This window comes from Simplicispira sp. 125, from assembly GCF_003096555.1.
In the GTDB taxonomy this organism is placed as follows: domain Bacteria; phylum Pseudomonadota; class Gammaproteobacteria; order Burkholderiales; family Burkholderiaceae_C; genus Simplicispira.
In genome coordinates, this window is the sequence record NZ_QEKM01000001.1 from 772,021 (window position 1) to 795,449 (window position 23,429).

General features: G+C 63.6%; 22 protein-coding genes. 17 read left to right on the forward strand and 5 right to left on the reverse strand.

The window, feature by feature from the left end:
- Window positions 1–4: 4 nt before the first annotated feature.
- The 17 genes from modB to C8D04_RS03685 all read left to right on the forward strand — a co-directional run bounded on the left by modB (window position 5) and on the right by C8D04_RS03685 (window position 16,997).
- Window positions 5–673 carry a molybdate ABC transporter permease subunit gene (gene modB, locus C8D04_RS03600; protein ID WP_199562964.1) on the forward strand — a complete coding sequence of 223 codons (669 nt, stop codon included), beginning with the start codon at window positions 5–7 and terminating at the stop codon, window positions 671–673.
- On the forward strand, window positions 670–1,521 hold the full coding sequence (gene modD / locus C8D04_RS03605) for a ModD protein (protein ID WP_116003627.1): 852 nt from the start codon (window positions 670–672) through the stop codon (window positions 1,519–1,521). The genes modB and modD overlap by 4 nt, the downstream gene beginning before the upstream one ends.
- Before the next feature lie 343 nt (window positions 1,522–1,864).
- On the forward strand, window positions 1,865–2,755 hold the full coding sequence (locus C8D04_RS03615; RefSeq protein ID WP_116003629.1) for a LysR family transcriptional regulator: 891 nt from the start codon (window positions 1,865–1,867) through the stop codon (window positions 2,753–2,755).
- A gap of 24 nt (window positions 2,756–2,779) precedes the next feature.
- The gene (locus tag C8D04_RS03620) at window positions 2,780–3,037 is read left to right on the forward strand and encodes an EexN family lipoprotein (protein WP_116003630.1); all 258 of its coding nucleotides are present in this window, start codon (window positions 2,780–2,782) and stop codon (window positions 3,035–3,037) included.
- A 220-nt stretch (window positions 3,038–3,257) separates the two neighbouring features.
- Window positions 3,258–5,258, forward strand: coding sequence for a conjugal transfer protein TraG (locus C8D04_RS03625; protein WP_116003631.1), 2,001 nt, complete (start codon window positions 3,258–3,260; stop codon window positions 5,256–5,258).
- The gene (locus tag C8D04_RS03630) at window positions 5,255–5,719 is read left to right on the forward strand and encodes a ribbon-helix-helix protein, CopG family (RefSeq protein WP_116003632.1); all 465 of its coding nucleotides are present in this window, start codon (window positions 5,255–5,257) and stop codon (window positions 5,717–5,719) included. The genes C8D04_RS03625 and C8D04_RS03630 overlap by 4 nt, the downstream gene beginning before the upstream one ends.
- A 20-nt stretch (window positions 5,720–5,739) precedes the next feature.
- Window positions 5,740–6,735: a P-type conjugative transfer ATPase TrbB gene (gene trbB / locus C8D04_RS03635; protein ID WP_116003633.1), complete on the forward strand. Its 996-nt coding sequence runs from the start codon at window positions 5,740–5,742 to the stop codon at window positions 6,733–6,735.
- Complete coding sequence (locus C8D04_RS03640; RefSeq protein WP_116003634.1) at window positions 6,732–7,109, forward strand: TrbC/VirB2 family protein; 378 nt, start codon at window positions 6,732–6,734, stop codon at window positions 7,107–7,109. Before trbB ends, C8D04_RS03640 begins: the two co-directional genes overlap by 4 nt.
- Window positions 7,106–7,378 carry a VirB3 family type IV secretion system protein gene (locus tag C8D04_RS03645; RefSeq protein WP_116003635.1) on the forward strand — a complete coding sequence of 91 codons (273 nt, stop codon included), beginning with the start codon at window positions 7,106–7,108 and terminating at the stop codon, window positions 7,376–7,378. The genes C8D04_RS03640 and C8D04_RS03645 overlap by 4 nt, the downstream gene beginning before the upstream one ends.
- A gap of 9 nt (window positions 7,379–7,387) precedes the next feature.
- A complete protein-coding gene (gene trbE, locus C8D04_RS03650; RefSeq protein ID WP_116003636.1) occupies window positions 7,388–9,835 on the forward strand; it encodes a conjugal transfer protein TrbE in 2,448 nt (815 codons plus the stop codon).
- Window positions 9,836–9,845: 10 nt separating this feature from the next.
- Window positions 9,846–10,556: a P-type conjugative transfer protein TrbJ gene (gene trbJ, locus C8D04_RS03655; RefSeq protein ID WP_116003637.1), complete on the forward strand. Its 711-nt coding sequence runs from the start codon at window positions 9,846–9,848 to the stop codon at window positions 10,554–10,556.
- A 12-nt stretch (window positions 10,557–10,568) separates the two neighbouring features.
- Entirely contained in the window at window positions 10,569–11,894 is a 1,326-nt protein-coding gene (gene trbL / locus C8D04_RS03660; protein ID WP_116003638.1) for a P-type conjugative transfer protein TrbL, read from the forward strand.
- 30 nt (window positions 11,895–11,924) lie between these two features.
- Complete coding sequence (gene trbF / locus C8D04_RS03665) at window positions 11,925–12,626, forward strand: conjugal transfer protein TrbF (protein WP_116003639.1); 702 nt, start codon at window positions 11,925–11,927, stop codon at window positions 12,624–12,626.
- Entirely contained in the window at window positions 12,626–13,618 is a 993-nt protein-coding gene (trbG, locus tag C8D04_RS03670; RefSeq protein WP_116003640.1) for a P-type conjugative transfer protein TrbG, read from the forward strand. Before trbF ends, trbG begins: the two co-directional genes overlap by 1 nt.
- A 2-nt stretch (window positions 13,619–13,620) precedes the next feature.
- Window positions 13,621–14,883 carry a TrbI/VirB10 family protein gene (locus C8D04_RS03675; protein WP_116003641.1) on the forward strand — a complete coding sequence of 421 codons (1,263 nt, stop codon included), beginning with the start codon at window positions 13,621–13,623 and terminating at the stop codon, window positions 14,881–14,883.
- The gene (locus C8D04_RS03680) at window positions 14,880–15,134 is read left to right on the forward strand and encodes a DUF2274 domain-containing protein (RefSeq protein ID WP_116003642.1); all 255 of its coding nucleotides are present in this window, start codon (window positions 14,880–14,882) and stop codon (window positions 15,132–15,134) included. Before C8D04_RS03675 ends, C8D04_RS03680 begins: the two co-directional genes overlap by 4 nt.
- Window positions 15,135–15,437: 303 nt before the next feature.
- Window positions 15,438–16,997 (forward strand): DNA cytosine methyltransferase, encoded by a 1,560-nt coding sequence (locus tag C8D04_RS03685; protein WP_116003643.1) that lies wholly within the window; start codon window positions 15,438–15,440, stop codon window positions 16,995–16,997.
- A gap of 23 nt (window positions 16,998–17,020) precedes the next feature.
- Here C8D04_RS03685 and C8D04_RS03690 read toward each other — a convergent pair whose 3' ends face one another.
- The 5 genes from C8D04_RS03690 to C8D04_RS03710 all read right to left on the reverse strand — a co-directional run bounded on the left by C8D04_RS03690 (window position 17,021) and on the right by C8D04_RS03710 (window position 23,290).
- Entirely contained in the window at window positions 17,021–17,302 is a 282-nt protein-coding gene (locus C8D04_RS03690; RefSeq protein WP_116003644.1) for a hypothetical protein, read from the reverse strand.
- Window positions 17,303–17,329: 27 nt separating this feature from the next.
- Window positions 17,330–19,159, reverse strand: a complete 1,830-nt coding sequence (locus C8D04_RS03695) for a hypothetical protein (RefSeq protein WP_116701307.1) — start codon at window positions 19,157–19,159, stop codon at window positions 17,330–17,332.
- Between the two features lie 3 nt (window positions 19,160–19,162).
- The gene (locus C8D04_RS03700) at window positions 19,163–19,621 is read right to left on the reverse strand and encodes a very short patch repair endonuclease (RefSeq protein WP_116003646.1); all 459 of its coding nucleotides are present in this window, start codon (window positions 19,619–19,621) and stop codon (window positions 19,163–19,165) included.
- Window positions 19,622–19,766: 145 nt separating this feature from the next.
- A complete protein-coding gene (locus tag C8D04_RS03705; protein ID WP_116003647.1) occupies window positions 19,767–21,137 on the reverse strand; it encodes a hypothetical protein in 1,371 nt (456 codons plus the stop codon).
- Window positions 21,134–23,290: an ATP-binding protein gene (locus tag C8D04_RS03710; protein ID WP_116003648.1), complete on the reverse strand. Its 2,157-nt coding sequence runs from the start codon at window positions 23,288–23,290 to the stop codon at window positions 21,134–21,136. Before C8D04_RS03710 ends, C8D04_RS03705 begins: the two co-directional genes overlap by 4 nt.
- Between the last annotated feature and the right edge of the window lie 139 nt (window positions 23,291–23,429).

Below are 23,429 nucleotides of genomic sequence, written 5' to 3' on the forward strand. Positions count from 1 at the left end.
CTGAATGGACGTGCTCAACGGCTGCCCCGGCGCGCCGCTGCCTCTCACGTTCAACGTGGTGGCTTGGAGCATGGCGCTGCAACTGGTGTTGGGCGGTGGCTTGGCTTGGCAGCTGGCGCGGCGCCGCTTTGCCGGGCGCGGCCTGCTCGACGCCCTGGTGACACTGCCGCTGGTGTTTCCGCCCATCGTGCTGGGCTATGGATTGCTGCTGCTTTTGGGGCGCCAGGGTTGGCTCACGCAGTGGCTGCCCGAGGGATTGCGGCCCGACATCGTTTTTACGCAGACTGGGCTGGTGGCAGCGGCATTCATTGCCGGGCTGCCTTTAATGGTCAAGCCCGCGCAGGCGGCGTTTGCCGGGGTGTCGCCGCGCCTGCGCGAGGCGGCGGCCATGCTGGGCCACCGCCCGTGGTCGGTGTTTTTGCGCGTCGACCTGCCGCTGGCGCGGCGCGGCGTCGTGGCCGGGGTGATTTTGGCGGGCGGGCGCGGGCTGGGCGAAGTGGGGCTGTCGCTGATGCTGGGCGGCAACATCGCCGGGCGCACCGAAACGCTGTCGCTGGCCATCTACAACCATGTGCTGGACGGCAACCTGGCTTGTGCCAACACGTTGTCGCTGGTGCTGGCGGTGGCCGCGCTGCTGGCTTTTGTTCTGTTACGCCGTTTGGGAGCGCTATGAATTCCGTTTTTTTTGACCACGCCACCATCGATGCCTGGATTGCCGAGGATGCGCCTCTGCTCGACCTGACCACGCACCTGCTGCAGATCGATACGCAGCAGGCGGATATTTGCTTCTCCGTGCGCGAGTCCTGCATGGCCGCCTGCACCGAAGAGGCAGCGCGCGTGGTGCAGCATTGTGGTGGCGAGGTGCAGCGCTGCTTGCCTAGCGGCACGCGGGTGGTAGCGGGCGATGTGCTGTTGGTCGCTACCGGTCAAGCGACAAGCCTTTTGCGCGCATGGAAAGTGGTGCAGAACTTGCTCGAATATGCCTGCGGCGTGGCTGGTGCCACGGCGCGCATGGTGCAGGCGGTGCATGCCGCAGCGCCTGGTGTGGCGGTGTTGACCACGCGCAAACATTCACCCGGCCTGCGCCGCATTGCGCTCAAGTCCACACTCTGCGGTGGGGCCTTTCCACATCGACTCAGTGTTGGCGAGACGGTTTTGGTATTCCCTCAGCACCGCGCACTGCTGGGCGATTGGAGTGCGCTGCAAATGCGCCTGACGGCTGTGGCCCCGGCGCTCGCTGAGAAAAAATGCGTAATCGAAGTGCATACGCTGGAAGAGGCCTTGCTGGCGGCCCAAGTCGGCGCCAACGTTGTGCAGTTCGACAAAGCCAGTGCAGACCAACTGCGCGAGTGGTGTCCGCTATTCCGGGCGCAGCACCCGCATATGGCCTTGCTGGCGGCTGGCGGCATCAACGGGCACAACGCCGCCGACTACGCCGCCACTGGCGTTGATGCGCTTGTCACCAGTAGCCTTCACCATGCTCTACCGGTCGATATCGGCGTGCAGGTAATGCCAATATGATCGATTCTCAAATCAGTGGTGCGGAAAGGAGTGTCGTAGCTATGGCGACATGGCCTACGCCACCCAGAGAGCGATGGTAGCGATCATGGCTTCTCAAGCCGGGGACTTCAGCAACCTGCAATGCTGCCTCGAGACCATCAAATTCGATCGAGACTGCGATAGCGTTGCCACCCGCTGCTACTTGTTCTGCGTCGCCCTAATGAACGCGAACTTATGCGGGACGAGACGTAGTTGTGCATTTGCACTTATCTACCTGGCGTTCACGAAAATCGCGCTGAGTCATTTCCTATGAACACCAGCATGTGCTCGTGCACGATTCGGTAGCAGCATCCGAGAGGGCAGAATGGAAATTCGGCATTTGCGTTGTTTCGTGGCCGTGGCAGAAGAACTCCATTTCGCGCGCGCGGCAGAGAAGCTGCACATCGAACAATCACCCCTGTCGCGAGCGATCAAGGAACTTGAATCCGATCTGGGTGTTCTGTTGTTCGAGCGCACCACCCGCTGCACGCGGTTGACGCACGCAGGGCGGGTGTTCCTGGAGCATGTACCCCGTATTTTCGCTGCACTGCAACAAGCTCGTGAAAGTGTGAAGGCTGTGGCGGCAGGCTACTATGGGCAATTGCGAATTGCATTGTCGGACTGCCTGTCTCAAGCTCGTTTGTCAGCCTTACTGACCCTGTGCCGAGAGCAGGAGCCCGAGGTGGATATACGCTTGTACGAGGTGCCCTTTGCGCAGCAGATGAGAGGCTTGTGCTGCGACCTGTACGATGCCGGTTTCGCACAATCGGCAGAGGTGGACGACGGTTTGATTGCATTACCCGTGTGGAATGATCCCATGGTCGTCGCTGTCCCGGTGCGGCATCCTTTGCTCGCATACAAGAAGCTGCCGCTGGACGAGATACTGCGCTACCCATTGGTGCTGTGCGACCCAGATGTCAGTGAAGGGTGTAGCCGACAACTCGCCAAGGTGCTGCGTTCCAACCACCGAGAGCCAATTGTGGCTGAACAGGTAGCGAGCCACGAATTGATGATCACGTTGGTAGCTGCCGGCTTCGGCCTCGGCTTTGCTACCGAGGCACACCTGTCGACGTGCAATCACCCCGCCATCGTGACCCGTCCGCTTGCGGGCCGCACGCCCCTGCTTACGACATACCTGCTGCGCCGAAATACTGAGCCGCCGCAGGAATTGAGCCGCTTTATCGAACGAATTAATCCGGTGTGGCCAGTCCGATAGCCCACCTTCTGTATGGTGACCGCGATGAAACCTCTGTCCCACTTCTCCACATTGTTGTTTACGCTGGTGTTGTCTGCGTGCAGCCCTTCCCCGGCCATCGATACGGTGGAATCGCTTGCTGCCAACCCCGAACGACTGAAGGCACTGCGCCTGCAATGCAAACTTGAGCGCGCCAAGCTCGGCGATGAACTCTGTAACCGGGTGGCGGAAGCGACGAACCGACGCTTTCTCGGTGATCGTAAAACAACCGACACACCACCGAAAGATCCTGCCAAGTTCTGATCTTGGACGAATTGCAAAAAAGCTGCATTATTTGCTCGATACGCCGCAGCATGCCGCCGCTCGCGGCATTTTTATTGGCTTCGCCGCTACGGGAATTGATGCCTTGTAGAGCATCGTTGTTCCGATAACGGTCTTTGACCGACTTTGATCCAGCCCTCAGTCTCGAGTGTGCGGCACGTTTTCGTGCCTCTTGCCGCGCAGGAGAAATTGGGAGGTCAGGATGCAAGGTCAAGGTGTGCTATTCGGGCAGATCGCCGCTGTCTTCGGCATCGTGGTCGCTGGCGTGTGGAGCGCCACACAATGGACTGCCGCCACCCTGGGCTATCAAGCACGCCTTGGCTCGCCCTGGTTCGATTTCTCTGGCACACCGGTCTATCACCCCTGGCGGCTTTTCGAGTGGTGGTTCTTCTTCGATGCCTACGCACCGCATGTCTTTGACATCGGAGGCGCAATCGCAGGTAGCAGCGGTTTGGTGGCTGTGGTGGTTGCCATCTCCATGTCGGTATGGCGCTCGCGGCAATCCAAGCTGGTCACCACCTACGGCTCGGCACGCTGGGCCCATGCCACTGACATCCGCGAGGCCGGGCTGACCCAGCCTGACGGTGTCTTCCTCGGCCAGCATGACGGGCAATACCTCCGACATGAAGGCCCCGAACACATCCTGACCTTTGCGCCGACACGTTCGGGCAAAGGTGTCGGCCTGGTGGTCCCCACGCTGCTCTCCTGGCCGGCTTCCGCCGTGATCCACGACATCAAGGGCGAGAACTGGTCCATCACCGCAGGTTGGCGCTCCCGCTTCTCGCACTGCCTGCTGTTCAACCCCACCGATGCCAAGTCGGCCGCCTACAACCCGCTGCTGGAGGTGCGGCGCGGCGCACATCAGGTGCGCGACGTGCAGAACATCGCCGACATCCTGGTCGATCCCGAAGGCGCCCTGGAGCGCCGCAACCACTGGGAAAAGACTTCGCACGCACTGCTGGTCGGCGCCATCCTGCACGTGCTCTATGCAGGCGAAGACAAGACGTTGCGCGGCGTCGCCAATTTCCTGTCCGATCCGGCATGCCCGTTCGAGTTGACATTGCACCGGATGATGACGACGCGGCACCTGGGTGATGCGCCGCATCCCGTCGTCGCCTCAGCCGCACGCGAAGTGCTCAACAAGAGCGACAACGAGCGCTCGGGCGTGCTGTCTACGGCCATGTCGTTTCTTGGTCTGTACCGCGACCCCACGGTGGCCGAAGTCACCTCGCGTTGCGACTGGCGCATTGCCGACCTGATTTCTGCCGAGCACCCGGTATCGCTGTACCTGGTGGTCCCTCCATCCGACATCAGCCGCACCAAGCCGCTGGTGCGCCTGATCCTCAACCAGATCGGTCGGCGGTTGACCGAATCGCTCGACGGCTCGGACGGCATCGCACGCCGCCACAAACTGCTGTTGATGCTCGACGAATTCCCTGCGCTGGGTCGCCTGGACTTCTTCGAGACGGCGCTGGCGTTCATGGCCGGCTACGGCATCCGCAGTTTCCTGATCGCGCAGTCGCTCAACCAGATCGACAAAGCCTACGGTCAGAACCATTCGATCCTCGACAACTGCCATGTGCGGGTGACGTTCGCCACCAACGACGAGCGCACGGCCAAGCGCATTTCCGAAACCCTCGGAACGGCCACGGAACTGCGCGCGCAGCGCAACTATGCAGGCCATCGGCTCTCTCCGTGGCTGGGCCACCTGATGGTCTCGCGCCAGGAAACGGCAAGGCCGCTGCTCACCCCTGGGGAGGTGATGCAGCTCCCACCCGATCAAGCGGTGATCATGGTGTCGGGCGTTGCACCGATCAAGGCCAAGAAGCTGCGCTACTTCGCGGACGCCAATTTCAAACAGCGCGTGCTGCCTGCGCCTGTGCTTGCACCCAGCCACTACACCGATGCGCCGCCCACACGGCCCGACGACTGGAGCGGTCTGGCCATCCCAGCCGCCCCAACGACACCAGCCGCAGGCCTGGCCGATGGTGAAACCGGCACCGCCGATGACGGTAGTCCGCGCCGGCAACCCGAGCTGTCCGAGGCTGCCGAGTACAGCCATGAAGAGTTTCCGCAGGCCAACGACCTGGCGCTGCTCGATGACGACGACCTGCCACTACCCCTTCCCCGTCAGCTCGATCCGGCCATGCAGCGCACGGCCCGACTGGCGTCCCTCGACCCTGACGACGGAATCCAGCTATGAGCCAAACCCGCCTCAATCTCTTCATTCAACCCGAGCACGCCAAGCGCCTGGACGAGTTGGCCGCTATGAAGGGGATCTCCAAGTCGTCCATCGTCGCGGCAGCGCTCGCGTCCTGGCTGTCGCCGGACGCGGGCGACCAGCGCGAGGCGGCCATCGCCAAGCGGCTCGACCGACTGACCCGCCAATTCGAGCGGCTGGAGCGCGATCAGAACATCGAAATCGAAACGCTGGCGCTGTTCATCCGCTACTTCCTGACCGTCAGCACGCCGGTGCCCGAGGCGCACCAGGAAGCAGCCCGAGCCCAGGGCAAGGCGCGCTTCGAGCAGTTCGTCGAACAGTTGGGCCGTCACCTGCTGCGCGGGCGCAGCCTGGTGCGCGACGTGGTCGAAGAGCTTCAACCCGACACCGCGCGGCTCCATGAGACGGCAGCCAAGGCCGAAGCGCAGGAGCGATCCCAGTGAGTGGCGCTCCCCCATCGCCCATGGCGACCTCGCTGGACCGTCGCATCCGCATGCTGCGCACGGCCATGGGGCCGGTGATCGCAGCAGCACTGGAAGACCCAGACGTGGTGGAAATCATGCTCAACCCCGACCGGACCCTCTGGATCGACCGGCTGTCGTCGGGCCGTGCACCGCTGGGCGTGGAGCTGTCCGAAGCGGACGGCGAACGCATCATCCGCCTGGTCGCGGCCCACGTCGGCGCGGAGGTGCATCGCGGCCAGCCGTTGCTGACCGCAGAGCTGCCAGAAACCGGCGAGCGCTTCGAGGGCATCCTGCCGCCGGCCGCGCCGGGGCCGGCCTTTGCGTTGCGCAAGCGCGCTGTGGGCGTGATCCCGCTGGCGCGCTATGTCACCGACGGGATGATGACCGCCGACCAGGCGAGCTTTCTGGTGGAGGCCGTGCGCGAACGGCAAAACATCCTGATCGCTGGGGGTACCAGCACTGGCAAGACCACGCTCGCAAATGCCTTGCTGGCCGAGATTGCCGCCACCGGCGACCGTGTGCTGGTGCTTGAAGACACCGTAGAGCTGCAATGCGCGGCCCGTGACCATGTGCCGCTGCGCACGCGCCAGGGCGTGGTGTCCATGCAGGAGCTGGTGCGTTCCTCCATGCGCCTGCGCCCGGACCGTGTCGTCGTGGGCGAAGTGCGCGGCGGCGAGGCGCTGGACCTTATCAAGGTCTGGGGCACGGGCCACCCCGGAGGCATCGCCACCATCCATGCGGGCTCCGCGCTGGGCGCGTTGCTGCGCCTGGAGCAGTTGATCCTCGAAGTGGCGGTCAATCCGCCCCGCGCGCTGATCGCCGAGGCCGTCAATGTCGTGATTCACATCGCCGGGCGTGGGTACAGGCGCCGCATCGCCCAGATCGCCCGTGTGGTCGGCTTCGACGCCTCCAGCTACCAGCTCGGCGACGCCCTGGCGCAACCACTTCCCTCCGTTCCCGTCCCTTCCTCAACCCAACCTGGAGAACTTCCATGACACACGCTACTGCTTTCCGTTTTTCTGCAAATCCGCATTCCAAGTTTTCGGGGCTCCAGGTCCTCGCCCGTCCTGCCATGCAGGGCCTGCTGCTGGGCGCGCTGCTGCTGCTCCTGGCCGGCACCGCGCAGGCCGCGGGTTCCAGCATGCCCTGGGAGGGGCCGCTGCAAGCCATCCTGGAGTCCATCCAGGGGCCGGTGGCCAAGATCATCGCGGTGATCATCATCATCTCGACCGGGCTGGCGCTCGCGTTTGGCGACATGTCGGGTGGGTTTCGCAAGCTGATCCAGATCGTCTTCGGCCTGTCCATCGCTTTCGCGGCGTCCTCGTTCTTCCTGTCGTTCTTCAGCTTCTCGGGCGGGGCGGTCGTATGAGCCCGCGCGAAAGCATCTCGGCGGGTTTCGAGGTACCGCTGCACCGCTCACTGGCCGAGCCCATCCTGCTGGGCGGCGCGCCCCGCACCGTGGCCATCGCCATGGGCACGCTGTCCGCTGCCGTGGGGCTGGGCCTGCAACTGTGGATTCCGGGAGCCGTGCTCTGGATTACCGGCCATGCGCTGGCGGTTTTGGGGGCACGCGTGGATCCGCAGTTCATGCAGGTCTTCGCGCGGCACATCAAGCACAAGCCGCTGTTGGATGTGTGAGGGGATGCCATGCTGAACCTTGCCGAATACCGCCAGCGGCCCGCTCTGCTGGCCGACTGGCTGCCCTGGGCCGGCCTGGTGGCGCCGGGCGTCGTCTTGAACAAGGACGGAGCGTTCCAGCGCTCCGCGCGGTTTCGGGGGCCGGACCTGGACAGCGCCACGCAGGGCGAGTTGATCGCCACGTCGGCGCGGCTGAACAACGCGCTGCGCCGGCTGGGTTCGGGCTGGGCCCTGTTCATCGAGGCCGAACGGCGGCCTGCCGCGCACTATCCGCATTCCGACTTTCCGGAGCCGCTGTCCTGGCTTGTGGATGAGGAGCGCCGGGCTGCCTTTGAGGGATCGGGCCAGCACTTCGAGAGCGGCTATCACCTGACCTTCGTCTACCTTCCGCCGGAAGAGTCCCGTGCGAGGGCGGCCAATATGCTCTACGAGAACACGCCGACACAGGGCGTGGACTGGCGCGAGCGCCTGGCCGCTTTCATTGCGGAGACCGACCGCATCTTTGACCTGCTCGACGGCGTGATGCCCGAGATGGCCTGGCTCGATGACAGCCGGACGCTGACCTATCTGCACGCAACCGTATCCACACGGCGCTACGCGCCGTCGGTGCCCGAGGTTCCATTCCACCTTGATGCGCTGTTGGCCGATTGCGCACTGGTGGGCGGCCTGGCACCCATGCTGGGCGACCAGCACATCCGCGTGGCGACGATTCGGGGTTTTCCCACCACGACCTGGCCGGGGATTCTGGACGACCTCAATCGCCTGGGCTTTGCCTACCGCTGGAGCACGCGCTTCCTGTGCATGGACAAGGCGGAGGCCGAGAAGGAGCTGCGCCGCCTGCGCCGCCAGTGGTTCGCCAAGCGCAAGAACATCGTGGCGCTGCTGCGCGAGACCATCTTCCAGCAGGAGTCCCCACTGGTCGATACCGATGCCAGCAACAAGTCAGCGGACGCCGATGCGGCCCTGCAGGAGCTCGGCGGCGACCAGGTCGCTTTCGGCTACGTCACCACGACGCTGACGGTGCTCGACGCCGACCCGGCCGTGGCCAACGAAAAGCTGCGCATGGTCGAGCGTGTGATCCAGGGACGGGGCTTCGTCACCATTCCGGAAACCCTCAACTCGGTGGAAGCGTGGCTGTCGTCGGTGCCGGGCAATGCCTATGCCAATGTGCGCCAACCCATTGTCTCGACGCTGAACCTGGCGCACCTGATGCCGGTGTCTGCGGTGTGGGCCGGGCCGGAGAAGAACGTGCATCTCGGCGGGCCACCGCTGATCGTCACGCGGACCGAGGGCGCCACGCCGTTCCGGCTGGTGACACACATCGGGGACGTGGGTCACACGCTGGTGGCCGGCCCAACGGGCATGGGCAAATCAGTGCTGTTGGCCACGCTGGCCTTGCAGTTCCGGCGCTATCCCGGCTCGCGCGTCTTCGCCTTCGACATGGGGCGCTCGATGCGGGCTACGGTGCTGGGCCTCGGCGGGGAGTTCTACGACCTCGGCGCAGACGGAGAGATCGCCTTCCAGCCACTCGCGCGTATCGACCGCGAAGGCTACCGTACCTGGGCTGCCGAGTGGGTGGAAGGGAGGCTGCTTCAAGAAGGTGTGGCGGTCGGCCCCGAGGAGCGGGCCGCCATCTGGTCGGCCTTGCTCAGCCTCGCTGGCGCACCGTTGGAGCAGCGCACATTGACAGGTCTGTCGGTACTGCTGCAGTCCAATGCGCTGCGCCAGGCCTTGGCGCCCTATGTGCTCGGGGGCGCGCACGGCAAGCTGCTTGATGCGGACCATGACCGGCTGGGCGACGCCGATATGCAGTGCTTCGAGATGGAAGAGCTGATGCACAGCAAGGCCGCGGTGCTGGCCGTACTGGGCTATCTGTTCGCACGCTTCGACGAGCGGTTCGACGGAGCGCCCACGTTGCTGATCCTCGATGAAGCCTGGTTGTTCCTCGACGACCCGGTGTTCGCCGCACGCATCCGCCAGTGGCTCAAGACGCTGCGCAAGAAGAACGTCTCGGTGATTTTCGCCACGCAGAGCCTGGCGGACATCAAGGATTCGAGCATCGCGCCCGCCATCATCGAGAGCTGCCCCAGCCGCATCTTCCTGCCCAACCCGCAGGCCGCCGAGCCGCAGATCCGTACGATCTACGAGGGCTTCGGGCTGAACACCAGGCAGATCGAGATCGTCGCGACCGCTGAGCCCAAACGGGACTACTACTACCAGTCGCGCCTGGGCAATCGCCTGTTCGACCTCGACCTGGGGCCCGCCACGCTGGCTTTCGTGGGGGCCTCCACGCCACAGGACCAGAACGCCATCGACACGGTGCTGGCGTCTGCGGCTTCCTCCGCTCAATCGTCTTCGCCCTTCGCGGACGCATGGCTGCGACATCGCGGCCTGCACTGGGCCGCTGAGCTGCTGCCGTCAGCGCCTGCAGTTGCTTCCCTTCCCGTCCACCCCTAGGAGAACTGCCATGAACCTTCGTACCGCATTGGTCACCGCCGGCGTTTTGGCCTTCGCCGCCGCGCAGCCAGCCTTGGCCCAGCGCATCGTGTTTGATCCGTCTAACTATGTCCAGAACACGTTGACGGCCATCCGCACGCTGGAACAGATCAACAACCAGATCAAACAGTTGCAGAACGACGCGCGCAACCTGGCCAGCATGCCATTCAATGCGGTGGGCCGGCTGCGCGCCAACCTGGCGACCACCCAGCGCCTGATTGCGCAGGCCAAGGGGCTGGCCTTTGAGCTGGCGACCATGGACCGGGATTTCGCGCGCCTGTACCCCGAGCAGTACGCCGCAACGGTCAGTGGCGACCAGATGTACCGCGATGCGCAGGAGCGCTGGAAGAACACGCTGCAAGGCTTGCAGACCACCTTGCGCATGCAGGCACAGGCATCGCAGAACCTGGGCGAGGACGAAGGCGTGCTGGCCGATCTGGTGAGCCAGAGCCAGTCGGCGGTGGGCGCCCTGCAGGCCATGCAGGCCACGAACCAGCTGCTGGCCCTGCAGGCCAAGCAGTCCATCCAGGTGCAGCGGCTGCAGATCACTCAAGACCGGGCGGCATCGCTGGAACTGGCCCGCCAGACGGCGGCGGCCGAGCGCGGGCGGGAGGTGACGCGCAGGTTCATGGGCACGGGCACCCCGTACTCGCCGCAGGCCACCAGCTTCTACGGCAACTGAGCGGGTCAGGCCATGAACGACGTGACGGTCATCGATCGTTTTCTCAATACCTTCTCGCGCTACATCGACTCGGGGTTCGGGCTGCTGCAGGGGGAAGTGGCGTTCTTGACGGCTACGCTGATCGTCATTGATATGACGCTGGCGGGGCTGTTCTGGGCGATGGGCCATGCCAGCGGCCAGGGTGAGGACGTTCTCACCAAACTGCTGCGCAAGGTGCTGTATGTGGGGGCCTTCGCCTACATCATCGGCAACTTCAACATGCTCGCGGGGATCGTCTTCCGGTCTTTCGCGGGACTGGGGCTTACGGCCAGCGGCTCGTCCCTGAGCATGGGTAATTTTCTGCAGCCAGGGCGGCTCGCGAAAGCGGGCATCGACGCGGGAACGCCCATCCTCAAGCAGATCAACGACCTGGCCGGCTTCCCCGAAGTGTTCGTCAATCTCGCGCCCATCGTGGTGCTTTTCATTGCGTGGTTCATCGTCGTCTTGAGCTTCTTCGTGCTGGCGGTGCAGCTTTTCGTGACGCTAATCGAGTTCAAGCTGACGACACTTGCGGGCTTCGTGCTGGTGCCGTTCGCGCTCTGGAACAAGACGGCGTTCCTCGCGGAGAAGGTGCTGGGCAATGTGGTGTCCTCGGGCATCAAGGTGCTGGTTTTGGCGGTGATCGTGGGCATCGGCTCGGGGCTATTCGCCGAGTTCCGGGTGCATCCCAGTGAGCCGTCCCTCGACCATGCGTTGGTCATCATGCTGGCGTCACTTAGCTTGCTGGCACTCGGGATCTTTGGGCCTGGGATAGCGACGGGGCTGGTCTCTGGAGGCCCGCAGCTTGGCGCGGGAGCCATGGCCGGCGCGGCGGTGGGAGCTGCAGGCGCTGCCGTTGCCCTAGGGGCTGCCGCAGCCGGTGTTGGCGGTGCGGTGGCTGCTGGGGCTCGCATGGCACCCGGAGCAGCCCGGCTTGCGGGCAACGGTGCGCGCGGCGCCAAGGCGGCCTTCGACGAAGGCTCCGCGGCTGCGGGCGGTGGCGTCCGGGGTGCTGCGGCCGGCGTGGGCAACGTCGCCAAGGCCGGCGCGCAAGCCGCCGGGCAGAAGGTAGCGGATGGAGCGCGTTCGCTGAAGGAGCGCGCGGCTGCCGCGTTCCGGCCTGAGGACGCTGCCTCGACATCCAGCAGCGCTGCCGCCGAAAGCAATGCCCCGGCCGCAGCCACCGAGCAGCCGGCATGGGCCAAGCGCCTGCATCGCCGGCAGCAGCTTACCCATGCCGCCACGGCCGCCGCTCACTCGCTGCGCGGTGGGGACGGCGGCGGCTCCAGCCAGGGGCCCAGCTTGCGTCCTGATGAATGAAGCGATTCCTGATCCTCAAGGAGAACCCCCATGCGATTCAAACGACCGCAGGTGCGCTATGGCGATACGCCGCAGCCTGCTACCCCTTACCAATCGGCCGCCCAGGTCTGGGACGAGCGCATTGGCTCGGCCCGCGTGCAGGCAAAGAACTGGCGGCTGATGGCCTTTGGCTGCCTGTCGCTGGCGCTGCTGATGGCCGGTGGCCTGGTCTGGCGCTCGGCGCAGTCCATCGTCACCCCCTATGTGATCGAGGTGGACGAGGCCGGGCAGGTGCGCGCGGTGGGCGAGGCTGCCACGCCCTACCGACCGAGCGATGCCCAGGTGGCCTACCACCTGGGGCGCTTCATCGGCCTCGTGCGTTCGCTGTCCATCGATCCCATCGTGGTGCGGCAGAACTGGCTCGACGCTTATGACTACACCACTGACAAGGGCGCGGTTGTGCTCAACGACTACGCACGGGTGAATGACCCGTTCACCCGCATCGGCAAGGAGTCGGTGTCGGTGCAGATCACCAGCGTGGTCCGGGCGAGCGATGCCTCGTTCAACGTGCGCTGGACGGAGCAGCGCTTTGTCAACGGTGCGCCCGCCGGCACGGAGCGCTGGAACGCCGTGGTTTCCACGGTGCTGCAAGCCCCACGTACCGAGCAGCGGCTGCGCAAGAACCCATTGGGCATCTATGTCAACGGCCTGTCGTGGAGCCGGGAGCTGGATGCCAACGAAGGAGCCAAATGATGAATCCCTTGAAACTGCTTTCTCGCATCTGTGCATTCGTGGTCGTCGCAATCCTGTCGGCTTGCGCCACGCCAGGTAAGCCCCCGCCGACCATCGCGCTCGACGAGCCAGTTCAGGCCAGTCCACTGCCCGAGCTGCCCAAGCCGGTCGAAGTGGTGGAGGTGCCGAAGGTGCTGCCGATGCCCGCGCAGATGAAGCCACTGGGGGATGGCGAGGTCAAGGCGCCGCCCGAGTCCCCCGATGAAAGGCAACGGGTCTCACGCGCCAACGCCGAGGCGCGTGTCGCGCCCACGCGCGAGGGCTTTGTCAACGCGATCCAGGTCTGGCCCTTCACCGATGGTGCGCTGTACCAGGTCTATGCGGCCGTGGGGCGCGTGACGGTGATCTCGCTGCAGATGGGCGAGGAATTGGTAACGGTGGCCGCTGGCGACACGGTGCGCTGGATCGTGGGTGACACCTCCAGCGGCGCGGGCGATGCGCTGCGCGTCAACGTGATGGTCAAGCCGATCCGCTCGGGGCTCAAGACCAACCTGGTCATCACGACCAACCGCAGGACCTACCTGGTCGAGCTGACTTCGACCGAGAAGGCCTGGATGGCCTCGGTGTCCTGGGAGTACCCGAAGGACAAGATGCTGGCCCTGCAGCGCCAGGCGCAGGCGGCCAGCGCTGCGGCGCCGGTGGAGTCTGGCTTGACACTGGAGAAGATCCGTTTTCGCTATGCGGTGAGCGGCAGCAACCCGCCGTGGAAGCCGCTGCGAGCCTTCGATGATGGCGAGAAGGTCTATATCCAGTTCCCGCAGGGCATCGCACAAGGCGAGCTGCCCCCGCTGTTTGTGATCGGAGCGCAGGGGGATGGGCAACTGGTGAACTACCGGTTTCGCGCACCGTACTACATCGTGGATCGGCTGTTCGGCGCAGCGGAGTTGCGCCTGGGTGGCGACAAGGGCGAGGTGGTGCGGATCGAGCGCACGGATGGCAAGCGGGGAGGCTGAGTATGAGCCAGGACGACGCACCCGTTCTCGCCACGCCGCAAGCAGGCAAGGTGGCACCTGAAGCCGTAGCGCTGCGCGCCCAGCCCCGCCCGGTGACACGCTTGAACCGGCGCACGCTGGCCATGTTGACCGGTGGCCTGTCGGTCGCCGTGCTCGGCGCCATGATCTGGTCGCTGCAGCCGCATCGGCGCGGCGCTGGCGAGCAGACCGAGTTGTTCAACGTGGACCGCGTCTCGAAGTCGGAAGGACTGGACCAGCTTCCATCTGACTACTCGAAACTGCGGAAGGTGCCTGAACTGGGGCCACCGCTGCCGGGCGATCTGGGACCGGCCATCGTGAAGTCCCAACAGCCTGTGTACGGGCCACCCGGACACGACCCCGAGGACGCGCTGCGCAAGGAAGCGGAGGCGGCAGCGGCTTCATCGGTGTTCTTCCGCTCGGCCAGCCAGCGTACTGCTGCTGCACCTGCAGGGCAGGCTGCCGCCGCACCGAACACCCTGGCAGCCGGCTTGGCAGGCTTCGACCCGCTCGCGGCGGGGCTTGCCTCGACGGCGGCCCAGCCTTCCGATCCAACGGCTGTGCAGAACCGGCAGGACCAGAAAGAGGGATTCCAGAAAGCCGGAACTACGGAAACCCGCAATTCCGGCAATCTGCAGATGCCGGCGTCCCCCTACCAGGTCATGGCAGGGACGGTGATCTCTGCAGCGCTGGTGACGGGCATCAAGTCCGACCTGCCGGGCGATGTGATTGCCACGGTGACGGAGCCGGTCTACGACACGGCCACGGGAAAATTCCTGCTGATCCCACAGGGCTCACGCATCCTTGGCAAGTACAACAGTCAGGTGAGCTATGGGCAGAGCAGGGTGCAGATGGTGTGGAACCGCGTCATCCTGCCCGATACCTCGTCGCTGACGTTGGACAACCTCGTGGGCACTGATCCGGCGGGCTATGCCGGGCTGGAGGAAGGCGTGGACCGGCACTGGGGGCGCATCCTGGCGGGTGCGGCGCTGACCACGCTGCTGGGCATGGGGGCCGAGCTGGCCGCGCCCGAGAACCGGCAGGATGGAAACCGCATCGTCATTGCCGGGCGCGATAGTGTGCAGGACAGCGTGAACCAGATTGGGCAGGAGATCACCCGGCGCAACATGAACATCCAGCCGACGCTCACGGCGCGGCCTGGGCTGCGGGTTCGGATCATCGTGAACCGGGACCTTGTGCTGCGGGAGTACCAGCCGATGTTCTTCAACCGTGGAACTGCGAAATGAACGGGGCCAGGAAGCTGCGGATAGGGCCGCTGCCCAAGGCCGAGAGCACGAAGATCACGTTCTCTTGTCAGACAAGTCTGAAGGCTGAACTTGACCGCTACGCCGCGCTGCACGCGCAGACCTATGGCGGGGCGATCGATGCAGTGACGCTGATCCCGCACATGCTGGAAGCGTTCATGGCAGGGGATCGAGCATTTGGAAGAAGACGAACGCCCCAAAGCACTTCATTGACTAAATCGCCAGACGCCTGACGACGAGATTGGCTGCGTCAGGATGCGTAGAAGAGGCGGCGATATGTTCGAGAGCTTTGGGGGGCAAAGGGTAGTTACGAACTTTTCGAAGAATAAGCCGGGAGAATAAAACCCCTCTGAATGTGCCGTCCTGAGGTGACGCGAATGCGCAGCGCATGTGAGGGGCACCGGGTGAAGTGCTCCATGAAAACCGCTAAGATAGAAAGTTGCCTGGACTTTGTCCAAGTTTTTCGCTGTCGGCCCTGTTATGCGCTCCATTGGGCGGGGCTGGTGGCTCCATGACCTGAATGAGAAAAAGAACTGATGTCGCGGCGCAGTGAGATTCCGGTGATCGACCTGTTCGCTGGGCCTGGAGGGCTATGCGAAGGCTTTTCGTCCATCTTTGACGAGACCGGGGCGCGGCGCTTCGCCGTCAAGGTCTCGGTCGAGATGGACCCCATCGCCCACCGGACGCTGCTGCTGCGGTCGATCTTTCGCAAGTTTCCCAAAGGCAAGGTCCCGAGCTGCTATTACGATTACATCAGCGGGAAGATCACCCGCGATGCGTTCCTGGCCCATCCCGACATCAAGGACGCGGCCGAGCAGGCAGCCACGGAGGCGCGCTGTGCGGAGCTTGGCGCCACTCCATCCGAGGAGGTAGATGGCTGGATTCGGGCAGCCCTGGGCAACCAAACCGACTGGGTACTCATCGGTGGTCCGCCGTGCCAAGCCTATTCACTGGCAGGACGCTCGCGCCTGCGCAGCAAGGATCCGAAAAAGTTCGAGGCCGACGCCAAGCACTTCCTCTACACTGAATATCTGCGGATCATCCAGAAATTTGCCCCGGCTGTCTTCGTGATGGAGAACGTCAAAGGGATGCTCAACTCCACCAACTCTGGCAAGCGCATCTTTGAGCGAATTCTTGCTGACCTTAAATCTCCGCGAGAGGATCTGAGTTACGAGGTCAGGTCGCTTGTGGTCCACAAAGAGGAGGGCGAGCTCGACCCCACCGACTATGTGATCGAGGCCGACGACCACGGCATTCCGCAGAGCCGCCACCGAGTGATCCTGTTCGGTGTTCGCTCGGATGTCGCTGCGGCGACCACTGCGCTCGCCAAGAACCCGGAGAGCTTCCTGCTCACGAAGTTGAAGAAGAAGGTGGGCGTGAGCGCCGCGCTGGCTGGCTTGCCGGCGCTGCGCAGCCGCTTGTCCAAAGAGCCTGACTCGCAGAAGGCTTGGATCAAGGCGGTGCGCGAGTCGCCGGCTTCACTCGTGGGTTGGCGCCTTCCAGTGCGCAGTGAGATCGAGGCCGCGATGGAGAAATTCATCAAGCGCGCTGAGAAGCAAACGACCTTTGGCTCGACCTTCATCCCCATGGACGTCGCCCCAGGGGAAGCCATGCCGAAAGACCTTCGCGAGTGGTATTTGGACCCGAAGGTGGGAGGCGTGCTGCAACATGAGACGCGCAGTCACATGCGGACGGACCTGCACCGCTACATGTTCGCGGCCTGCTTCGCGGCCACGCAGAAATACGCGCCTAACCTCCACAACTTCCCGCCCAAGCTGTTGCCGGACCATGGGAACGTGGACGATGAGACGATCCCATTCAAGGATCGGTTCCGCGTGCAGATGGGCAAGCACCCATCGTCCACGGTTGTGGCCCACATCAAGAAGGACGGGCACTACTACATCCACCCGGACCCCGCGCAGTGCCGCAGCCTGACGGTGCGCGAGGCCGCCCGCTTGCAGACCTTCCCCGACAACTACTTCTTCGAGGGGAACCGCACCGAGCAATACGGGCAGATCGGCAACGCGGTCCCGCCACTGCTGGCCAAGCAGATCGCCGAAATTATCTACAAGTTCATGACGTCGCCTCGCAAGTGAGCTGCGGCGCCGAGCGCGCCGGTTCAGTCCGCGATTCGAAACTCCCGCGACTTGGCCAAGTTCCAGGCTTGGTCCCACAAGGCGCCGTGCCGCTCCATGCCTTCCTCGCTGACGGGGTCCATGCTGTGCCTCATGAAGACTTCGTAGAGGACCATGTTGGCGTCGCAGAAGTCATGCGAGTGGCAGACGCCGGGAGCTGTCTCTGCGCGGTTGCGCTCGAAAACCTCCCGCATCTGCTCACGCCCCAGGCACGCATGGAGTCCTTGGCTGAATTCGAGGGCGAGAGCGTCGGCGGTGGGCGTCATGGCACAGTAGGAGGAGGCGATGGGCCGTTATAGCGCGCGGATAGGGGCGTCAGCCTCGCGGCCCGCAGGTGCGTCGTCGTCCGTTCTATTCCACAGGTCGTGAATGTGAAGCGTGGCGCCGGCCACGCGCAACGACGCCGGGAGCGGGTAGACGTTGGGCACCCGCCCATGCTCTTCGAGCAGGCGCGCATGAACGTCTCGCATGGACCAAGAAGTGGGGCCAATTTCCATCCGGGCGCGAACAAACTGCGGCCAAACGGCCATCGCCAAGTCAGGCGCGTCGGTTTTGACGCCATAGCCTTGCGTGCGGACCGACGACCTTGAAATGGCGAAGAGCAGCACGCCCCTGACGGCCTCGCGCCGCTTCTGCTTGAGCCGCAGCGACTTGTCGAGCGCCGACATGCCGTTTTCCTCGATCCACGACTTAACCTTGCCCGACCAGTCCACCAGCTCTGCTGAGAGATTGGCCGCCTTGCTTCGGAGCTGGCGCACGTCGTTGGTGGAGTAGTCCTGCCACTTCAATTGGAAGAGCCCCACGTCGCCGGTCAGCCGGTCATAGATGATCGCGTCGATGTCGGTGAGGACCGCGCCGCCACGGCGGAGCTTAAGGTTGCCAGGAAAGCGGATATATCGCTTGCCGCCGAACATGCCGTAGAGCTGCTCGCGCATCCATGCTTCGCGGTCGGCGGCGACGCCGTGCTCTGCGCGCGGCTCCAGCCACTGATGCTGTGTCCTTGCAGCGGTAAAGGGGTTTCGGGTAAGGCACGAGACCGGTCGGAGGATAAAGCCGTTGCCCAAGTCGAAGAGCAGGGGGATCAATGGCGTCGAGTGATCCGCCAGCCTCTTGGCCTGCTCCGACGTCATCGCCACCGCATTGAAGACGGCGTGCACCACAGGCTCGGTGCTGCCGCTCATTGTCGAGATCGATTGTTCAAGCGCATCCCTCGGCCCCCAGATGGTCAGGCTCTGGGCGAGCGACACTTCGGGAAACAATTTCTTGGCGGCCGACACGCAACCGAAATGCTTGACGTGAAGGCTGATAAGCGCTGCGCCCACGCCCGCGAGGTCGGCGCCAGTGATGGAGCCGAGCTTTGCGTCGGCGTGGATGCCTGAGTCTTCGCGCCATGGCGTCGCCAGAGCAAGGGCCTCGGCCATGTAGTGCTTGTCCACCTCGATGCGGGCGTCGTAGGCCACCATGACGCCGCGCCCCGTGTCCCATGGCCGCACGAGCGGCTTGATGAGCTCCTCGATGTCGGCCCTGATCCAGCGCTTTACCGGCGCGTTGGCCAAGGCCAGGTAGTTCCCGGGCATGCCGGGGAAGCGCAAGGCGTCGCGCATGGAGGCCATGGTCCAGCCTGAGTTCGACGAAGGCGCGCGCTCCTCGGCCGTCTTGAGTCGGTCATGTTCCATTGCGTCAGCGAACTGCGCTTTCGCGTCTTCGCTCATGCGGATTTGAAACTCGTCGCCATCCCTGGCGATCTCCATGATCCCCCGCTCGCACATGTCGGCCAGCCTGCGCGCGAGCGACGCTTTGCCAAACTCCTGCATGAGCCCAGCGGCGAAGCCACGAGACTCTGGCGTGCTCTCCATGAGTGGGAAGGCGCCAGGCTGATCCAGAGGCTCAAAGAGTTCGGCGACGGCTCTGTTCCACCCCCAATACATGAGATCGAGCGATTGGCCGACCTTTGCCTTCTCCAAGCTGTCGGGATAAGCGCTGATGCCCCAGTAATCCATCGCGCGGACCACTTCGATGAACAGGACAAAGCGGCCCATGCGGTCGGTGGGCAATCGCGTGAGGACCGCCGCTAAATGCGCTTCGGCCAGGTCGCGGAGGGCTTGGGCGTTTGAGTCGGGCATGGCTCAGCCTCGCGATGGCGCGCCGATCTCGCCGACCTGAGCGCCACCCTCGATCCAGGCGCTCATGGCGGCTTGCAGGCCCGCAGCGGCGTGGACATCGCGCGTCGAACATTCCCAAACGCACAGCACCCGCCAGCCGAGAGCTCGCAGATTCTCGACTGCGCGGCGGTCGCGCGTTACATTCGCCTCGAGCTTGGTCTTCCAGAACTCCGGCCGCGTAGCCGGCATCTTGGCGAATCGGCATCCCTCGTGCATGTGCCAGAAGCAGCCGTGGACGAACACGGCTACCTTGCGTCCCGGCATCACGATGTCGGGAGCGCCAGGCAGGGCGCGCCGATGTAGCCTAAAGCGGTAACCCGAGGCAAAGAGCATATGGCGGACGATCAGCTCGGGCTTGGTGTTCTTGCCTTGGATGCCGGCCATCATCCGGCTGCGGTCAGCGGGAGAGACGACATCAACCATGCGCTGGTACCGAAAAGGCAGTGCGCCGTGTCAGGGCTCGAAGAACATGAAATTTCGGGGTCAGGGTGAACCCGTCGTGGAAGTGATCGCCAAGCCCAAGGCGGCCAGGCCCCGAACATGCGTGCGACACCTCTAGTCGTCCTAATCAGAATCGCATGACGCCAGGGCGCCTTGCGTGGGTCGTGTAGTGGTGTACCACTTCGTCGATGGACAGCCGACGTAGTCTGAACTTGCACAGGCCGCCCAATGCGGAGCCCGGCGCCAGAGTCATGTAGCACCTCGTCGAGATGAGCAGATGGAATTCTTCCTCTGGCGCCTTCTTGAAGGCCATAAGGCCGGCATCGATCACGCTCGCGTTGTTGAGTACGCCGGATTTCGTCCGGCAAAGGCTGATTAACGCTGAAGGTACGAGAAGCGCCAGCAGATACCGGTGAGTGGATACCTTGCCCTGGACGTGATCGCACTCGGGCCCGAGCTCGACGACGTGAAGCGCCAATTTGCCGATATCCTCGGCGGAGGCTATCCTTGCCTTGTCCTTCAGCAGGAATTCCGCGCGCACCAGATCAGACCTTTCCTTTCCGAACTGACGTATGAACGGGCCCGAATTGATGTAGCTTTTTGGAAGCTGGATGACCATTCCCCGTTCGAATTCACCCTTGGGCGATGCCGCTCCTGCCTCGTCGATGAGATAGCTCGCGTTGAGTCGCGCGACCGATACTCCATCGGGGCGTGGCGGACGGGGATTCACTGACATCGCAATGCGCAGCGGGTGCGTCTCGGGAATCGGTGTCTCGGAAGTTCCACCAACGAAGCTGAGCTGATCTTCGAGAATCGGAAGCAATGCCGAATCTAGGGCGCCATCGATATTGAGTGGAGCAACGTCCGGGCCGACTGCTTCAGCAGCAAGAAAAGCAAGCAGACTCTCCCACTCCGCGGTGCGCTGCTCTGCGACAGGCGCTTGCGTCAGGGAATGTACGGCGTCCGTCGTCTTGGCGGCGGCCTGTGCCGCGCGCATCTCCCACTGCGCGGCTGTCGCCAGTGTTGGGAAGTTCTCCATCTGCTCGGCGATCAGGCTGCGCAACGCCTCCGCATCGAAGGTTCCTGAGCCGCCAGCGCCCAGCACCATGTTCTTGTCGATAGTGCCAAAGGCGATCGGCGGTGTAAGACCCGTGCTGGGGCCATCGGCCTCGATGAGGCTCTTCATTTGCTCAACGTCCCCCGGATACATCGACCAAAAGATCAACGCGTAGGGACCCACGGCGGCAATTTTGTTAAGGCACTGGATGATTACGGCCGAGTGCATCTTGAGGTTGGCGAGGTTCCCAGGAGCCATATGGATGTCGGTGAAGACTATCCGCATGCCAGTGATCGGCGCCTCGGGTGCAGGCAGAAGGTCACCGTCATCGAAGAGGAACGGCACCGGGCAGAAGCCGGCTTGGCTGAGCCCCCACGTGATGGCCTTCAGATGGTCTTCTCTGTCGTCTATCGCCACGACTCGCGAATAGCGCGGAATCATTGTTTCTGGAACCTGAAGACGACGGCCGTACCGTCGTAGGCAGCCGGTAGGGCCACTACGTCGTTCAGTTCGGATGCATCCACCACTTCCAGGCTCCCTCCTATGGATTCCATCACTGCCTTGCAGTAGAACAACCCGAGCCCCATTCCGCCGGCTCGCGTTGACGAGAACGGCTTGCCAAGAAAGTCTCGTGGCAGTTGAAATCCGGGCCCGTTGTCGCAGACTGCGATCATTCCGCCGGCCTCCTCATCCCAGGACGCCAGCACCAGGATCGCGGCCGTACCGCTACTGTCACGTTCTCTGCGGAATCGAGTCCAGTAGATGGCGTTGTCGACTACGTTGCTGAGGGCTCCGACCACCAAGCCGCGGGGCACGCTCACAGAGAAGTCATGGCGCTTGTCCGGGTCCGCAGTCCAGTTGGACATCACGACCTCGTGCCGCGCGAAGCGGTCAGCATGGAAACCGATCGCGCGTCGCACCAGATCATCAACGGGGACGTTTCTTGCCGGGTCGCGCTGAAGCAGTGGCTTGAACGTCTCCATGAGCTTGCGCAGATGATCGACTTCCTTGCGCACTTCCTCCGGGTCGACGCCAGCCTGCAACCGCCGCTGCATCCGGTCGATGCTGTGCACGATCTCGTGGAATATGAGCGCGAGATTCATGCCGGCGAGGCCGGACGCTACCATCACCTCCTGAAAGGACTTCAGCTCAGCCCTGATGGCCTGTAAGACCGGCTTGACCTCCTTTTCGATGTTGTGTTTTTTGCCGAGCGCCTCAAGGCGCGCCAACGCGGCCTGCACCGGTGGCGGCTCATCGTCGCCCTTCAATGCACGGTCGATTGCCGCGCGGTCCTCCGCGTGATGGCGTTGAAACAGATCGAATACGCTGACACCGATGCGTTTCAGGCGACGGAACGCCGCGTTCTCGTCGAACCCTTCACGATTGGTCTTCTCCTTCAGCTCCGCGCTGTTCGCCAGATCCAGTGAAATCTGCGCAATCACGCTCTGGGTGCCGAGCTTTCCTGCAGGCCTGTTGATCCGGCGTGTGTCGAGCCCGAGCCAGTCCTCTCCAGCCTCGCCGTAGTTGAACACCCTAATGTTGTCGCGGTAGACGCGGACTCCCGTCTGCTGGTCGAGCCACTTCTTCAGCTGCTGTGGCGCGCCGGAGGCTTTCAAAATCTCGTCACGGCGGTGGAACGCGTAGATGGCGCCGCTGATCGGACCGATGCCTTCGAGATCTTCAGGCCACAGAAGAACGTGATCGTCTTCCTTATCCGCAACGGCCTTGGGTTGAGCTGGTCGCGGACGCACTTCGTCCGGGTCTGCGGGGATCAGAGCTAGCTTTTCGGTGATGGGCCCCTTGGTCTGGGGAGTTAGATTCTTGAACTTGGGCGGACGGAACTTGTAGTCCCAGGTGATCATTCCGCTCTCATCGATCTTGAACTCGAACTCCCAGGCGGCCGATGCGAGCATATCCTGGAGGGTCGGGAGGTCCGCCACTGCCGCCTCGTTTCCCGGCAGTTCGAGGTTGACCTTGAAGGAAGACTCGTCATCGAACGGGTTGCACAGCGAGGTGACGAGCCTGTAGAGATCGCGGATCTCGCGTCGCGACCAGTCCGTGTGGTGCAGGTCGGTGATCTCGACGAGCGTACCGGATTCGGAAGAGGACTTGAATTCTTCGGGCGATGCATGCTCCTCAACCTCCACCGCCAGCCCGTCGCCGAGGTAGCGTGCGCTAGCGATCAAGGGGCCCCAGGATATCTTGAATGAGTGCTCGGGCTTGCCCTGCTGCCTTGTCACGAGGCGAATGGTGTCGCCGAGCTTCTGCACCGCCAGACGCCCTACGCCCTTCTCTCCAAGGGGGAGCCGGCCAAGCGGGCTTCGCTTGCGTGCCCCGGCGTTCCGCTTAGAGTCCGTGCCAACCTGCAACCAGGCGTTCTCTATGGTGTCGGCGGACATCCCGATGCCGTCGTCTCTGACGCTAATCTTCGGCACGGGGGCCTGCAGATCCAGGGTGACGGTCACCGTCTTTGCGTCGGCATCGTAGGAGTTCTTGACGAGTTCGAACACGGCCAGCCGGTCGTGGCCGATGAGCTGATCACCGAGCAGCTTCAGGACATGCGACTGGACTCTAAATGGTACGCTCTTGTGCACGTGCGACTCTCTAGTTCAACCGTTAGATGTTACGTGTAGCAGTCAGCCTTGGCGGGTGCCTCGCCGAGGCTCGTGGTGAACGGACGTTTTCATGGTCCGCGCGCCCCACCGGGACTTTCCTGCGCGCTATGGCTTGAAC